This window comes from Arthrobacter sp. 35W (genome assembly GCF_000482545.1).
GTDB lineage: Bacteria > Actinomycetota > Actinomycetes > Actinomycetales > Micrococcaceae > Specibacter.
Genome location: NZ_KI519454.1, coordinates 2,500,599 through 2,516,880, shown reverse-complemented (window position 1 = coordinate 2,516,880; position 16,282 = coordinate 2,500,599). Strand labels below are relative to the sequence as shown.

Here is a 16,282-nt window from a genome sequence, read left to right as displayed (position 1 = left end):
TCACAGCGGCGGGGCACAACGCTGCAAAACGTAGCCCGAAGACAAAGATGCCCAGCCTGTTTCCAGACTGGGCATCCTTGATGGGGGTGCTAGTTGCGCTCGAACGTCTGCTTGATCAGCAGGGTCTGCTCGACGGCGTGGCGCTTGGCCGAGCCCGTGGCGGTGGAGGCCGACGCCGGGCGGGAGACCCGGTTCAGCTTCCTGTCCAGCTCCGGAGCCAGGTTCAGGCCCATGTACGGCCACGGACCCTGGTTGGCGGGCTCGTCCTGGGCCCAGACAACATCCGCGTTCGGGTACTTGGCCAGTTCGGCCTTGATCTCCTCAAGCGGCAGCGGGTAGAGCTGCTCCACGCGGACAATGGCGGTGGCGGTGTCGCCGGCCTTGTCGCGGGCGGCCAGCAGGTCGTAGTACAACCGGCCGGAGACCAGCACCACGCGGGTGACGGCGTTGGCATCCTGGGCGGCGTGCTCACCGATGACCGGGCGGAAGCTGCCGGTGGTGAAGTCCGCAACGTCGGAGGCGGCGGCCTTCAGGCGCAGCAGCTGCTTAGGCGTGAAGATGATCAGCGGCTTGCGCGGCTTGGAGTAGGCCTGGCGGCGCAGCAGGTGGAAGTGCGACGCCGGCGTGGTCGGGTTGGCGACCACCATGTTCTCCTCGGCGCACATCTGCATGAAGCGCTCGATGCGTGCAGAGGAGTGGTCCGGGCCCTGGCCCTCGTAGCCGTGCGGCAGCATGAGCACGAGCGAGGAACGCTGGCCCCACTTCTGCTCGGCGGAGGAGATGAACTCATCCATGACCGTCTGGGCGCCGTTGACGAAGTCGCCGAACTGGGCCTCCCAAAGCACCAGGGCATCCGGACGCTCCACGGAGTAGCCGTATTCGAAGCCCATGGCTGCGTATTCGCTCAGCAGGGAATCGTAGATCCACAGCTTGGCCTGGTCGCCGCTGAGCTCGGTCAGTGGCGTCCACTCGTTGCCGTTGAGGCGGTCGTGGAACGTGGCGTGGCGCTGGACGAAGGTTCCGCGGCGGGAATCCTGTCCGGCCAGACGCACCGGCACACCTTCCATCAGCAGCGAACCAAAGGCAGCAATCTCGCCGAAGCCCCAGTCGATGCCGCCCTCGCGGGACATGGCCTCGCGCTTTTCCAGCAGCGGCTTGAGCTTCTGGTGGATCGTGAAGCCCTCGGGAACGGCCAGGTGGGCCGCACCGATCTTCGCCAAGGTGGCAGGCGTGATGGCCGTCGTCTTGGGCGTATTGGTGCCGGCATCGGCCTGCTGTGCGATCGGGCGCTCCAGATCGGACACCGCCTGGGCATCGGAGGTGATGATCGGGATCGGCGAGGTCTGTGCCGCGTGGGTCTCCGCGAACACGCGCTCCAGGCGCTCCTGGTAGTCGCGCAGCAGCTGCGTGGCCTCGTCCTCGGTGATGTCACCGCGGCCGATGAGGGCCTCGGTGTAGAGGCGGCGCACGGAACGCTTGGCCTCGATCAGGTTGTACATCAGCGGCTGGGTCATCGAGGGATCGTCACCCTCGTTGTGGCCACGGCGGCGGTAGCAGACCATGTCGATGACAACGTCCTTGCGGAAGCGCTGCTGGAACTGGTAGGCCAGCTGGGCCACGCGGACCACTGCCTCGGGGTCGTCACCGTTCACGTGAAACACCGGTGCCTGGATCATCTTCGCGACGTCCGTGGAGTACACGGAGGAACGCGAGGACGACGGCGCCGTGGTGAAGCCAACCTGGTTGTTGACGACGATGTGGATGGTTCCACCGGTGCGGTAGCCGCGCAGCTGCGAGAGGTTGAGCGTCTCGGCAACAACACCCTGGCCGGCAAACGCTGCGTCACCGTGGATCATGATGGGCAGCACAGGGAACTTCTCGCCCTGGTTCAGGCGGTCCTGCTTGGCGCGGACGATGCCTTCAAGCACGGCGTCGACGGCCTCAAGGTGGGACGGGTTGGCGGCGAGGTAGACCTTGGTCTCGTTGCCGTTGTCCGAGGTGAAGGTGCCCTCGGTGCCCAGGTGGTACTTCACGTCGCCGGAGCCTTGGACGCTGCGGGGATCCTGCGTGCCCTCGAATTCGCGGAAGACCTGTGCGTAGGTCTTGCCGGCGATGTTGGTGAGCACGTTCAGGCGGCCGCGGTGGGCCATGCCGATCGCAACCTCGTCCAGACCGTCGTCGGCGGCGTCGGAAATGATGGAGTCCAGCAGCGGAATCAGGGATTCGCCACCCTCCAGGGAGAAGCGCTTCTGGCCGACAAACTTGGTCTGCAGGAAGGTCTCGAAGGCCTCGGCAGCGTTGAGCTTGGAGACGACGCGCAGCTGCTCTTCGCGGCTGGGCTTGGAGTACGGGTGCTCCAGCTCATCCTGGAACCACTGGCGCTGCTCGGGGTCCTGGATGTGCATGTACTCGATGCCGGTGGTGCGGCAGTAGGCATCGCGCAGGACGCCGAGGATGTCGCGGAACTTCAGCATCGGCTTGCCGCCGAAGCCGCCCGTGGGCCACTCGCGGTCCAGATCCCACAGGGTCAGACCGTAGGTCAGCACGTCCAGGTCGGGGTGCTTGCGCTGGACGTATTCCAGCGGGTCGGTGTCGGCCATCAGGTGGCCGCGGACGCGGTAGGAGTGGATCAGCTGCTGGATGCGGGCAACCTTGTTGATCTCATCCGCCGGGTCCACCTGCAGGTCCGGGCTCCACCGCACGGGCTCGTAGGGGATGCGCAGGGATTCGAAGATCTCGTCGTAGAAGCCCTGGGCGCCCAGCAGGAGCTGGTGGACAACCTTGAGGAACTCGCCGGAACCGGCACCCTGGATGACCCGGTGGTCATAGGTGGAGGTCAGGGTGAGGATCTTGGAGATGGCATTCTGGGCAATGATCTTCTCGGACGAGCCCTGGAACTCGGCCGGGTAGTCCAGTGCGCCGACGCCGATGATGGCCGCCTGGCCCTTGGACAGACGCGGCACCGAGTGCACGGTGCCGATGCCGCCGGGGTTGGTCAGCGACACGGTGGTGCCCGAGTGGTCGTCCGCCGTCAGCTTGCCGGCGCGGGCGCGCTTGATCAGGTCTTCGTAGGTGTGCCAGAACTCCGAGAAGTTCAGCGTCTCGGCCTTCTTGATGTTCGGCACCATGAGCAGACGGGTGCCGTCCGGCTTGGGCATGTCGATGGCAATGCCGAAGTTCACGTGCGCCGGCTGGACGGCTACGGGCTTGCCGTCGATCTCGTCGTAGAAGACGTTCATGGAGGGGAACTGGCCCAGCGCCTTGATGACGGCGAAGCCGATCAGGTGCGTGAAGGAGACCTTGCCGCCGCGGGCACGGGCCAGATTGGAGTTGATGACCACACGGTTGTCGATGAGCAGCTTCGCCGGGATGGCGCGCACGCTCGTGGCCGTGGGGACCTCGAGACTGGTGACCATGTTGACGGCGATGGCCTTGGCCGGGCCGCGCAGCACGGTGGTGACATCGGCCTCGGGGGTGGAGGTGTCCTTGGCGGACTTGGGCAGCTGTGCCGGGATGGGCGTGGCGCCGGTGCGTGCAGCGTCCTTGGCCGGGGCCGGCGGACGGACGGGGGCAGGTGCGGCCGGGGCCGGTGCTGCAGGTGCAGCGGCCGGAGCCGGAGCCGCGGCGGCGGGTGCCGCAGCAGGTGCTGCCGGAGCAGCCGCGGGGGCGGCAGCGGCAGGTGCCGGAACAATGGGGATTTGGCGCGTCGCGGGATTGGGGTCGGCGGCGGTGTGGCGGCCGTTGACGGCAGCGTTGCCGTCAGCGTCGAAAGACTCGAAGAGGGGCCACCACTTTGTGTCCACCGAATTCTTGTCCGCCTGGTACCGCTCGTACAGCTCGTCGACGAGCCACTCGTTTCCGCCAAATTCCTCGGGTAGACGGTGGATGGATTGCTCTGGCACGTGAAATACGCCTCTTCCATGAGTTCTAGTTGCCCGCTGGCCGGCGCTTCGGGACGCAAAGATATTCCGTGGTGGATACCTGAGGCAGTGTGGTCCGTCAGCTTCAGCCGATTCTGGTCCGGGTTTTAGACCCAGCCCTCATTCCAGTCTAGTAACCATTTGAAGCTGGTTGCCAATCTGAGGGATATGTCACGCAGAATCTGGGATCACAGCCCACAAAGTGCCGGCTGGGCCCGGATTTCGGCCCCTTCCGCCGGGCTCAGACCCGCTGTGCGGGCGGCAGCGGCGCCGGACCGGTGGAGGCGCGGATGGTGAGGAAGGTCGGGAGCACCGCCTGGCGGCGGGCGGTGGCCGAGAACTGCGGGCTGATCTGCCCCAGCAGCATGGTCACGGCGGTGCGCCCGGCCTGCTCCACGGGCGCCGTCACGGTGGTCAGGGGCGGGCTGCAGAAGTCGGCGCCAAAGATGTCGTCGCAGCCCACGATGCTCATGTCCGCCGGGACGGCCACACCGCGTTCGCGCAGCCGCTGGAGCATGCCGATGGCGATCAGGTCGTTGAAGACGATGGCTGCCGTGGCGCCGCTGTGCACAGCGGCATCGGCCGCCGCGGCGCCGGAATGGGTCCGCGGGGCAAAGGGGCCCAGCTTCCTGACCTCCACATTGCGTTCCAGTGCTGCCGGTTCCAGGGCCTGCCAGCGGCGGTGGCTGGACATGGAGGCGTCGGGCCCGGCGATGTAGGCGATCTTGGTGTGCCCCAGGGAAATGAGGTGGTCCAGTGCCTGGTTGGTGGCGGTGGGGGTGTCAAGGATGACGGAGGGGATGCCATCCACCTCGCGGTTGATGGTCACGATGGGGAGTTTGGCCGAGGCCGCCAGCAGATCCTCATCGCTCAGGCGCGAGGCGGTGAGGATGACGCCGTCGGCGGTGCGCCGCAGCTGCTCCAGGGCTCCCGCCTCGACGTCCTCGGATTCCTCCGTATCGACCAGCAGCTGCGTGTAGCCGGCGGCCTTGAGCTGCAGCTGGGTGCCGCGGATGATGTCGAAATAGAACGGGTTGGTGATGTCCGCAACCAGCACGGCGACAGCACCCGTCCGGCCGGAGCTGAGCGCCTTCGCCTGCGAATTGGGGATGTAGTGCAATTGCGCCGCTGCCGCTTCAATCTTCACGCGGGTGCGGATGTTCACCCGCTCGGGGGTGGAAAGGGCGCGGGAGACCGTGGAGGCGGCGACGCCGCTGAGGGCTGCCACATCGTGGATGGTGGCGGGGCGGTCCGTTGAGGCGCCGAGGGGAAGGCTCATGGCTGATGCCTCATTCTTCGCTGGATGAGAGGAGACCCCGGCCGCATTATGTGAGCGGGGACACAGTGTGTAGAAGGCAACCATAGAGCCTTTGCCATGATTTGGCAATCGGTTGTCAACGAGTTGCTGAATGGCTAGGATCGAGGTCAATGCAATTGTGAAGCGAGTCACGATTGTCGACATTTGGAGGAGCGCAATGACGCAGACCGCAGCAGCCACCTGGACCCTGTCCGGATTCGGCGATGAGATTGACCCCGATCCCGCGGTCCAGGCGGCCGTTCTGCTGGCCCTCGGCGCGAGCCACATTGAGGTCCGCAGCGCCTGGGGCACCAATGTGGTGGATCTGGACGAGGTCCAGACCGCCAAGCTGAAGGACATCCTCGATGGCGCCGGCCTGAAGGTTTCGGCGGTGGCCAGCCCCATCGGCAAGGTGGACATTTCCCTGCCCGCGGCGGACGAGGTGGCCCGGCTCCGCCGCATCATTGAAGTCGCCAAGGCGCTGGACACCACGTACATCCGCATCTTCTCCTTCTTCCGCTCAGCCGGGCAGACGCCCGAGGAGATCCGTGACGCGGTGATGGAGCGCATGACGCTGCTTGCGGCCGAGGCCGAGCGTGCCGGCGTCGTGCTTCTGCACGAAAACGAAAAGGACATCTACGGCGACACCCCCGAGCGTGTCCTGGACCTGATGGAAACCGTCAACTCCCCGGCCCTGCGCGCCGCGTGGGACAACGCCAACTTCGTGCAGGTGGGCGTGAAGCCGTTCACCGATGCCTACGCACAGCTGCGCCCCTACCTGGAATACCTCCAGGTGAAGGACGCCATTGCCGGCAGCGGCGAAGTGGTGCCTGCCGGCCGCGGCGACGGCGAGCTGGAAGAGACGCTGACGGCCCTGCGCAACGATGGCTACACCGGCTTCGCCTCGCTGGAGCCGCACCTGGCCGCCCAGCACGAGCTTGGCGGGTTCTCCGGACCCCAGGCCTTCGGTGAGGCCGCGCGCGCCTTTGCCGAGCTCACCGGCCGCATCGGCGTTTCGCTGCGCTAGCCAGCGCGGTCCGGCCGGTTCCCCGGCTGCCAGCGTGGACAGTCCCATTTTGCAGTGTGTAGCCAATAAGGAGCAGTTATGCCAAAGGTGGCAGTAATTGGTTGTGGTGATGTATCGAGCGTGCACTTCGACGCCATCTCGGCACATCCCGATGCGGAGCTGGTGGCCGTCTGCGACCCGGACCCGGAGCGGTTGGCGAAAGCTGCGGCCGCCCATGGCGTGCCGGGATATGCGGACCACCGCGCTTTGCTTGCGGAGGCGGGCGCGGAGGTGGTCCACATCTGCACGCCGCACAATACCCATGTCGACCTGGCCGTCGATGCGCTGGCTGCCGGGGTGAATGTGATCCTGGAAAAGCCGTTGGCGCACACCCTGGCCGCGGGGGAGCGCCTGGTCGCGGCGGCTGCGGCCAGCACTGCCCGCATTGGCATCTGTTTCCAGAACCGCTACAACGCCCCCGTGCAGGAGATGCACCGGCTGCTCTCCTCCGGCGATTTGGGGCAGGTGCGCGGCGGGGCAGCCACCGTTCTGTGGAGCAGGACCGCAGAGTACTACCGCGACCGCCCCTGGCGTGGAACCTGGGCCGGTGGCGGCGGCGGGATGATGATGAACCAGGCCATCCACACCCTCGATCTGCTCCAGTGGCTCGTGGGCGGTGTCGACGAGGTGTCGGGCGAGGCTTCCACCCGGACCCTGGGGGATGCCATCGAGGTGGAGGACACCACCGATCTGGTGCTCCACCACAGCAATGGCGCCAGAAGCATCTTCTACGCGACGCTGTCCAACACCGTCAATGCACCGATCACCCTGGACATTGACACGGAGAAGGCTCAGCTGAGCCTGCGCGGCGCGCTGACTGTGACGTACGACGACGGCCGGGTGGAGGTGACGCCCGAGCGGTCCGCTGCAACCGGTGGCCGCGGGTATTGGGGGGCGTCACACGCCCTGCTGATCGAGGACTTCTACGGCCAGCTGGGCCAGCCAGGGCCCTTCTGGATCGACCCCGCGGAGGCGGCAAAGTCGCTGCGGATCATCAAGGAGCTGTACCGGCAGAGCTACCCTGGCGCGGGGTTTGACGTGTCCTAGCGGGCGCACAGCAGCACGGCTTCTGGCGAAGGGCTCCGGCGCATGCGCCGGAGCCCTTCGCTCGTTTTCGGGAGCCATTGCAGTGTTGCCAGGGATGGCAAGAGTGTCGAAATTTTGGGTGTTCGGGGCCGCTGGAGGGCCGCCCTTGGGGGCATTTCGAAATAAGTTTGACAATCGGTTGCCAAATGGTGGCAACGCCAGTAATCTTGAGCACACAGACCCGGAATGTGGCGTAGGCCACACGGGCTACCAGAAGGTCCCCTTCCCTCAGTCCTTGGATTCAAGGGCATCACTTGCAAGGAGCCAACAATGAAGTTTGGTCCAAAGGCCGCGTCCGTCGCGGCGATTGCGGCAATGACAATTGCCCTCTCCGCCTGTGGCGGAGGCGGCGGCACGCCGGCCGGCCCGGCCGCTGCCGGCACCACCAGCCTCACCTTGGCAAGTCTGCAGGATCTCAAATCCTTCGACACCTCGGTGGCACACATCGGCCACACGATGCCGATTTTCCAGACGGCCTACGACTCCCTGATCCAGCGCCTCCCGGACGGCAAGCTCGCCCCGATGCTGGCCACCAAGTGGGAATACAACGCGGACAACACCGTCCTGACGGTGAGCCTGCGCACGGGTGTCACCTTCAGTGATGGAGCCAAGTTCGACGCCGCCGCGGCCAAGGCCAACCTGGACTACTTCAAGAAGGCCAAGGGATCCGACGCCTACCAGGTTGCGTCCTTGGGCTCGGTTGACGTGGTGGACGACAGCACCATCAAGATCACCCTGGCCACACCGGATCCCGCCTTCGAGTACTACCTGACCCAGGCCGCCGGCCTGATGGGCAGCCCCAAGGCCCTGGGAACCCCGGAAATGGCAGCGGCGCCGGACGGCACCGGTCCCTACGTGATGGACAAGGCCAGCTCGGTGGTTGGCTCGCAGTACGTCTTCACCAAGCGCGAGGGCTACTGGAACGCTGACCTCCAGAAGTTTGCCAAGGTCACCATCAAGATCCTTCCGGACCTCACTGCCCGCACCAACGCCCTGGTGTCCGGCCAGATCGACGGCGCCCTCCTGGACCCCAAGACCGGCAAGCAGGCCGAAGCGGCGGGTATGAAGCTCAATTCCAGCCAGGTGGACTGGCAGGGGCTGCTGCTTTTTGACCGGGACGGCAAGATCAACCCGGAGCTGGCCAACGTCAAGGTCCGCCAGGCCATCAACTTCGCTTTCGACCGCAAGACCATCCTGGAACAGCAGTATCTGGGCCAGGGCACCGTGACCGACCAGGTCTTCGGCCCTGAATCGGGCGCCTACGTCGAGGGGCTCGAAAACAAGTACAACTACGATCCGGCGAAGGCCAAGTCGCTGCTGGCCGAGGCAGGCTACGCCAACGGATTCACGCTCAAGCTGCCCTCCTTCACCGGCTACGAGGCGATTGTTGCGGTCATCACCCAGCAGCTGGGCGACGTCGGCATCAAGGTTGAATCCGTACCCGTGCCGAATGCCAACGTGGTCTCCGACTTTGCTGCGGGCAAGTTTGCCGTAGCTCCGTTCCAGCTCTACCAGGGCGAGCCGTGGGTTGCCATCAACCAGATGATCTCCACCACCGCCCTGTACAACCCGTTCAAGGCCACCACGCCGGAACTGCAGGCAATGATTGATGCCGTCCACAATGGTGGCACCAACAGCGCTGAGCTGGCCAAGGACGTCAACACCTACGTGACGGACAACGCCTGGTTCGCCCCGCTGTACCGCCTCAACCAGATGTACTACACGTCCAAGGCGATCACTGTCACCCCGCAGCTCCAGCAGGCGGTCCCGTCCATCTACAACTACGCACCCGCCAAATAGCATGGCCGCCGGCGGGGAGGGCCAGCCCCTCGCCGCCGGCACCACACCCGCAGCCATCCCAAACGGAGCGCACAATGCTTACCTTTATTCTTCGCCGAGTTGCCGCGGGCATCGTGGTCCTCTGCGCCATCTCCTTCATCACCTATGTCCTCCTCTACTTCTCCAGCGCCAACATCGCGCGCAACATCCTCGGTGAATTCGCCAGCCAGGACCAGGTGGCGGCCAAGGAGGTTGCCCTCGGGCTGGACCAGCCCCTCATGACCCGGTTCTTCGCCTGGGCAGGACACGCCATCACCGGCGACTTCGGCACCTCGTGGTTCACCGCCGAGCCCGTGGTCCACGCACTGGAGAACCGGCTGCCGGTGACGCTGACGCTGGTCGTGGTCGCCATTGTGCTGATCGCCATCTGCGCCACCCTGCTGGGAATGGCCGCCGCGGTCAAGCGCGGCTGGATCGACCGCGTGGTCCAGACCGCCGCCGTCGTGGGCGACGCCATCCCCGGATTCGTCATTGCCATCGTCCTGGTGACGCTCTTCGCCATCCAGTTGAAGCTATTCCCCGCCACCAGCTCCATCGTCCCCGGTGCCGGTGCCGACGTATGGATCGCCTCGCTGGCCCTGCCCGTGATCGCCCTGCTGATCAACGGAGTGACGGGCGGTGCGCAGCAGATCCGCAGCGCCGTGATCAAGCAGCTGGAGAAGGACTACGTCCGCACGCTGCGCAGCCGCGGCATCAGCGAACGCGAAATCCTCTTCAAGCACGTCCTGCGCAGCGCCGCGCCGGCCGGGCTGACCGTCCTGAGCCTGCAGTTCATCGGCATGCTCGGTGGTGTGGTCATCCTCGAACAAATCTTTGCCCTGCCGGGCATGGGCGCCTTGGCCGTCCAGTCCACCACCATGGGAGACATCCCCCTGGTCATGGGTGTGGTGTTGTACACCGTTGTCATCGTCATTATTGTCAACCTGCTGGTGGATCTCATCAACGGTTGGCTCAACCCGAAGGTGCGTGTTTCATGAGCCAGCCTGCAGCCGCAAGTGGCCAGACCGGAACGGTGGTCCGTTCCCGCGTCATCACCCGGATCCTGAAGAATCCCCTGGGCATTACGGCCATCGCCATCCTGTCGTTGATGATCTTGATGGCGGTGCTGGCCAACGTGCTGGCCCCCTTCGACCCGAATTTTGCCAACATTGGCAAGACGCTGGCATCCCCCGATGCCTCCAACCTCCTGGGCACCGACAGTGTGGGCCGCGACGTCTGGAGCCGGCTGGTCTTCGGAGCCCGCACCACGCTGCTCTCGGCCCTGCTCTGTGCCACCGTTGCCATTGTCATCGGCCTGCCGACAGGCCTGATCGCCGGCTACTACGGCGGAAAGTTCGACGCGGTGGCCAACTGGGTGGTCAACATCCTCATGAGCCTGCCCGGCATCATCGTGCTGCTCACCGTCCGGGCCGCCTTCGGTCCGTCGGTGTGGATCTCCATGGTTGCCTTCGGCGTCCTGCTCAGCCCCGGGTACTTCCGGCTGACCCGCACCTCCGTCCAGGCGGTCCGCAACGAGCTCTACGTGGACGCGGCCCGGGTGGCCGGCCTCAGCGATGGAAGCATCATCGCCCGGCACATCTTTTCCGTGGTCCGTGCACCCATCATCATCCAGACGGCCATGGTGTGCGGCATTGCCATCGCCATCCAGTCCGGCCTGGAATTCCTGGGCCTGGGCGATCCCACAGTGGCCACCTGGGGCGTGATGCTCAGCGAGGGCTTCAAAAACGTCTACCTCAATCCGACCCTGCTGCTCTGGCCGGCCTTGGCCATTGGCCTGAGCATCGGCGGCCTGGTGCTGCTGGGCAACGCCGTCCGCGACGCCCTGGAAGACGGCGTCAAGATCAAGGCCCGCAAGGCCGCTCCGGCGCCTGCCGCTGGGGGTGCCGCGCCCGCCAGCCGTGCCGACCGCCGCAAGGTTGCCACCGTGGACGCCGGCACCGAGCACCACCTGGTGAAGGTCTCCCACCTCGGCGTGGGCTACCCGCAGGCCGACGGTTCCGTCAAGAAAGTCGTCGACGATGTCTCCTTCCACCTTGACCGGGGCGAAGTCCTGGGCATCGTGGGCGAGTCCGGCTCTGGCAAGTCGCAGACCGCCTTCTCCATCCTCGGCCTGCTCCCTGACAACGCCCGCATCGTGGCCGGCTGCATCCAGTTCGACGGCAACTACACCGTGGCCCCGGGCGACGATGTCGTCAGCCAGGGCCGGGTGTCCTCCCTGCGCGGTAAGCGGATCTCCTACATTCCGCAGGAACCGATGTCCAACCTGGACCCGGCCTTCACCATCGGCTACCAGCTGGTGACGCCGATGATGCGCGTCCTGGGCATCTCCAAGGCCGAGGCCACCTCACGGGCCATGAAGCTGCTGGCCGACGTCGGCATCGTCAGCCCGGAGCGGACCTTCAAGGCCTACCCGCACGAGGTCTCCGGCGGCATGGCCCAGCGCGTCCTGATCGCCGGCGCCATCAGCTGCGAGCCGGACCTGATCATTGCCGATGAGCCCACCACCGCCTTGGACGTCACCGTCCAGGCCGATGTTCTGGACCTGATCCGCGACCTGCAGAAGCGCCTCGGCGTGGGAGTGCTCCTGGTGACCCACAACTTCGGCGTGGTCTCGGACCTGTGCGACCGCGTGGTGGTCATGCAGAACGGCCGACTGGTCGAAGAGGGGCCGGTGCGCGAGATCCTGCGCAACCCGTCCGATCCGTATACACAGAAACTCCTGGGCTCCATGCTTGAGGGCAAGGAACCCATGACCATGCTGGTCCCGGCTGGAATGGAGGCATGAGAATGGCACAGGCAACAGCACCGCGCCACGCGCAGTCGGCAGGGGAGAACCTGCTGACGGTTGATTCGCTGGTGGTTGAATACCCCACGAAGCATTTCCGGGCCAAGCCGTTCCGGGCCCTGACGGACATCAACATCTCCATCAAGCCGGGCGAAACCCTGGGTCTAGTGGGGGAGTCCGGATCGGGCAAGACCACCCTCGGCCGGGCAGTGCTGGGGCTCGCCCCCGTCACGGCTGGCACCGTCACCTTCGAGGGCAACGACATCAGCCATGCCACGCGCAAGCAGCGCCGGGAGCTCAGTCGTGATCTGCAGGTGGTCTTCCAGGACCCGTACACCTCGCTGAACCCCTCGATGGAAATCGGCTCCATCCTCGCTGAGCCGCTGGGCGTCCAGGGGCAGTCGCCGGCGCAGGCCCGCGCCCGGGTGAAGGAACTGCTGGACCAGGTGGGCCTGCCCTCCGACGCCATCAACCGCCTGCCCCGCGAATTCAGCGGCGGCCAGCGCCAGCGCGTGGCCATTGCCCGGGCTCTGGCGCTGTCGCCGAAGCTGATTGTCTGTGATGAGCCCGTCAGTGCGCTGGATCTCACCACCCAGGCGGTGGTGTTGGACCTGTTCCTGCAGATCCAGCGTGACACAGGGGTCTCCTACCTCTTCGTCTCCCACGACCTGGACGTGGTGCGCCACATCAGCCACCGCGTCGCCGTCATGTACCACGGCGAGATCGTGGAGCAGGGGCCGGCCGACCAGGTGACAGTCGCCCCGGAACACCCCTACACCCAGCGTCTGCTGCTGGCCTCGCCAGTGCCGGACCCGGACCGGCAGGAGCAGCGCCGCGCCGACAGGCACCGGCTGCTGGAACTGCAGCGCCAAACCACTGAACAGGCCGGTGTGGCCGTCTGACCGAGTCGATCGACAGGCACGCACGAAACTACCGGAACGCAAGGTCCGGACAGCAACAACAGGAGGAAATGAACATGGCAAAAATCGGTGTGCAGGCAATGATGCTGCGGGAGAGCTTCGCGGAGGTTGGCGCCTTTGAAACCCTCCGCAAGGTCAATGCAATCGGCTACAACGCCGTCGAAATCTCGCAGATCGAGATGAACGGTGCCAACGTCGCCGAACTGGAGCAGGCCCGTGCGGAGCTCGGCATGGACATTGCTTCGCTCTCCGTCATGGTGGAGAAGCCGGTGGGCCGGCCCGGGGAATCCCTGCGCGATGACTTCGACAAGATCGTTGACGATGCCAAGCGTCTGGACGCCAAGCTGGTGCGCATCGGCATGCTGCCATTCGGTGCGATGTCCTCGATCGGCGCCGTCGTCGATTTCGCCAAGGAAGCCAACGGCTACGCCGAAAAGCTCGCCGAGCACGGCATCGGTTTGTACTACCACAACCACCACATCGAGTTCGCGAAGTTCGATGGCAAGTACATGCTGGACATCATCGTCGAGAACTCCCCGGCCATGGGCCTTGAACTGGACGTGCACTGGGTGCAGCGTGGCGGGCTTGACCCGGTGCGGACCATCGAAAAGTATGCCGACCGCACTGCCATGGTCCACCTGAAGGACTACCGCATCGGCGCCCTCGCTCCGGAGGCGTTCGGAAAGTTGGAAGCGGGCGACATCGCCGGCTTCATGGGGGACTTCAAGAACGTGGTGCAGTTTGCCGAGGTGGGCGAGGGCAACCTCGACTTCGCCTCGATCGTCCCTGCCGCACAGGCAGCTGGAGCGCAGTACATGCTGGTGGAGCAGGACGAGCTGTACGGGCGGACCGTCTGGGATGCGCTGCAGACCTCTTACGACAACCTCGTGGGCCTTGGCTTCAAGGACCTCTTCTAGATTTTTCACCGCCGCCGGCCGCATCAACGGCTGGCGGCATTGCACTATGAATGGAGCATCTCCCCATGAGCAACAAAGTACGCCTCGGCATTATCGGCCTGGGCCAGCAGGGCGGCATGTACGCCAAGTTCATCACGGACGGACAGGTCCCCAACATGGTCATCGGCGCCATCGCCGACACCGACCCGGCCAAGCGCGACGTGGCCGCTGCGGCTTATCCCGGCGTCCCGGTCTATGAGGACTACGTGGCCCTGCTGGAAAGCGGCGACGTTGACGCCATCGTCACCTGCGTGCCGCACTACCTGCACCCGGAAATGGGCATTGCGGCCCTGCAGCGCGACATCCACGCTCTGGTGGAGAAGCCGGCCGGCGTCTACACCAAGCAGGTCAAGGAGCTCAACGATTTCGCCGCCTCCAAGCCCGAGCTCTCCTTCGGGATCATGTTCAACCAGCGCAACAACCCGCTGTACAAGCGCCTGAAGGAGATTGTCGACAACGGCGAGATCGGCAACATCCTGCGCACCAACTGGGTCATCACCACCTGGTGGCGTCCGCAGGGCTACTACGATTCCAGCGCCTGGCGCGCCACCTGGGGTGGCGAGGGTGGCGGTGTCCTGGTCAACCAGGCGCCGCACCAGCTGGACCTGTGGCAGTGGATCTGCGGCGTGCCGAAGTCCGTCTTCTCGAAGGTCTCCTACGGTTTCCGCCGCGACATCGTCGTCGAAGACGAGGTCACGGCCGTCGTCGACTACGGCAACGGCGCCACCGGAACGTTTGTCACCGCGACGCACGACATGGTCGGCACGGACCGCTTCGAGATTCTCGGCGACGCCGGCAAGATCGTCGTCGAGGGTTCCAAGACCGCCACGGTGACCCGCCTGAAGAAGACGGAGCGAGAGATCAGCAGCTCCATGGACATGGGCGACGTCATGAAACTGTTCACCGGCCAGCTGAACATGGACGACTACCGGACCACCGAGGTCATCGAGTTTGACTCGCCGTGGGGTGCCCAGCATGCCGGCGTGCTGGAGAACTTCGCGGCCAACGTTCTGGATGGCACGCCGCTGCTGGCCCCCGGCTCCGACGGCATCAACGGCGTCCGTCTGGCCAACGCGATCCACCTCTCCAGCTGGAAGGGCGAGGAAGTGGGCCTGGACTTCGACGAGAACGAGTTCCTGGAACTGCTGAACAAGCGGATCCGCGAAGAGGGCAAGTTCCCCGAGCGCGGCTAGCGGTTGCCAGAAATCAGCTGCCATCGTGCCCTTCACGGGTACGATGGCAGCTGTGACCAATCTTGAGGACAGCAACAGTCCGGACACCGTGGCAGCAGCACCCCGGGCCGGCAAGTCGGCGCCGACCATCTACGACATTGCCGAGATGGCGGGCGTGAACCCCTCCACCGTGTCGCGGGCGCTGAGCAAGCCCGGCCGCGTGAGCGCCAAGACGCAGAAGCTGATTGAAGACGCCGCGGCAACACTGAACTACCGGGTGAACGTCTTTGCCCGCGCCCTGCCCACCGGGCGCACCCACACGGTGGGCCTGATCGTCTCCGACATCACCAACCCGGCATACTTCGACGTGATCCGCGGGGCCGAGGCCGCCGCCGCCGGCGAGGACTACACCTTGATGCTGGCCGAGTCCGCCGAATCCGCCGCCCAGGAGCTCACTACCGCGCAGCGGATGCTTGCCACAGTTGATGGCATCATCCTGGCCAGCCCGCGGCTCGCCGACCCCGAAATCCTCGCCCTGGCCAAGGAGAAGCCAGTGGCCGTCATCAACCGCCAGGTCGACGGCGTCCACTCGATCGTGGCCGACATCGACGCCGGCGTGGGGGAGGCCGTGCGCCACCTCGCGCTGATGGGCCACACCTCGCTGGCCTATGTGGCCGGCCCCGAGAAGTCGTGGATGTCGGCACGCCGTTGGGAGAGCCTGAAGGCGCGCTGCGCCTGGTCCGGGCTCGACGCCGTGCAGGTCGCCGCCGGTGCCCCCACGGTTGAAGGCGGCCGCCGAACCGCCGCGGCAGTGCGGGCCAGCGGAGCCACAGCCGTCTTCTGCTACAACGATCTGATGGCCATCGGGCTGATGCAGGAGCTTCAGCTGGCCGGCGTCGTGGTGCCGGACAAGATCAGCATCCTGGGCTTCGACAACATCTTTGGCTCCGATTTCACCACGCCGCCACTGTCCACCATCCGTTCGCCGCTGCGCGAGGCCGGTGCGGAGGCGCTGGCCCGCATCCTGGCGGATCTGAAGGGTGCAGGCTCTGACGGCGCCGCGGAGCCGCTGCCCACCGAACTGGTCCTGAGGGGCTCCACGGGGCGCGTTTCCTAACCCTTCCCAGCTGGCCAAAAACTCACTCGGCAACTTTTGGCAACCGGTTGACAAACGGCTTGCACTGCTTGACGATTGATCTATGTCACAATCACTCGCGGATGCCGCGCCCCTCGAATCAGCT

11 protein-coding genes are annotated in these 16,282 nt (G+C 65.5%); 9 read left to right on the top strand and 2 right to left on the bottom strand.

What is annotated here, in order from left to right; all coding sequences use genetic code 11:
* Positions 1–89: 89 nt before the first annotated feature.
* Together K254_RS0111245 and K254_RS0111240 are read right to left on the bottom strand one after the other, a co-directional pair.
* Positions 90–3,902 (bottom strand): multifunctional oxoglutarate decarboxylase/oxoglutarate dehydrogenase thiamine pyrophosphate-binding subunit/dihydrolipoyllysine-residue succinyltransferase subunit, encoded by a 3,813-nt coding sequence (locus K254_RS0111245; RefSeq protein ID WP_026555449.1) that lies wholly within the window; start codon positions 3,900–3,902, stop codon positions 90–92.
* 259 nt (positions 3,903–4,161) lie between these two features.
* The gene (locus tag K254_RS0111240; RefSeq protein WP_026555448.1) at positions 4,162–5,199 is read right to left on the bottom strand and encodes a LacI family DNA-binding transcriptional regulator; all 1,038 of its coding nucleotides are present in this window, start codon (positions 5,197–5,199) and stop codon (positions 4,162–4,164) included.
* A 196-nt stretch (positions 5,200–5,395) separates the two neighbouring features.
* On the opposite strand from K254_RS0111240, the gene K254_RS0111235 reads away from it, so the two are divergent.
* From K254_RS0111235 to K254_RS0111195, 9 genes are all read left to right on the top strand, one after another.
* A complete protein-coding gene (locus tag K254_RS0111235; RefSeq protein WP_026555447.1) occupies positions 5,396–6,244 on the top strand; it encodes a sugar phosphate isomerase/epimerase family protein in 849 nt (282 codons plus the stop codon).
* 78 nt (positions 6,245–6,322) lie between these two features.
* Positions 6,323–7,330, top strand: a complete 1,008-nt coding sequence (locus tag K254_RS0111230) for a Gfo/Idh/MocA family protein (protein WP_026555446.1) — start codon at positions 6,323–6,325, stop codon at positions 7,328–7,330.
* Between the two features lie 309 nt (positions 7,331–7,639).
* Entirely contained in the window at positions 7,640–9,169 is a 1,530-nt protein-coding gene (locus K254_RS0111225; RefSeq protein WP_026555445.1) for an ABC transporter substrate-binding protein, read from the top strand.
* Between the two features lie 74 nt (positions 9,170–9,243).
* A complete protein-coding gene (locus tag K254_RS0111220; RefSeq protein WP_026555444.1) occupies positions 9,244–10,185 on the top strand; it encodes an ABC transporter permease in 942 nt (313 codons plus the stop codon).
* Complete coding sequence (locus tag K254_RS0111215) at positions 10,182–11,993, top strand: dipeptide/oligopeptide/nickel ABC transporter permease/ATP-binding protein (protein ID WP_051389067.1); 1,812 nt, start codon at positions 10,182–10,184, stop codon at positions 11,991–11,993. Before K254_RS0111220 ends, K254_RS0111215 begins: the two co-directional genes overlap by 4 nt.
* 2 nt (positions 11,994–11,995) lie before the next feature.
* The gene (locus tag K254_RS0111210) at positions 11,996–12,895 is read left to right on the top strand and encodes an ATP-binding cassette domain-containing protein (RefSeq protein ID WP_026555442.1); all 900 of its coding nucleotides are present in this window, start codon (positions 11,996–11,998) and stop codon (positions 12,893–12,895) included.
* A 74-nt stretch (positions 12,896–12,969) separates the two neighbouring features.
* Positions 12,970–13,830 carry a sugar phosphate isomerase/epimerase family protein gene (locus K254_RS0111205; protein ID WP_231391818.1) on the top strand — a complete coding sequence of 287 codons (861 nt, stop codon included), beginning with the start codon at positions 12,970–12,972 and terminating at the stop codon, positions 13,828–13,830.
* Between the two features lie 65 nt (positions 13,831–13,895).
* Positions 13,896–15,062, top strand: a complete 1,167-nt coding sequence (locus K254_RS0111200) for a Gfo/Idh/MocA family protein (protein WP_026555440.1) — start codon at positions 13,896–13,898, stop codon at positions 15,060–15,062.
* A 52-nt stretch (positions 15,063–15,114) separates the two neighbouring features.
* Positions 15,115–16,158, top strand: coding sequence for a LacI family DNA-binding transcriptional regulator (locus K254_RS0111195; protein WP_231391817.1), 1,044 nt, complete (start codon positions 15,115–15,117; stop codon positions 16,156–16,158).
* The last annotated feature ends 124 nt before the right edge of the window (positions 16,159–16,282 follow it).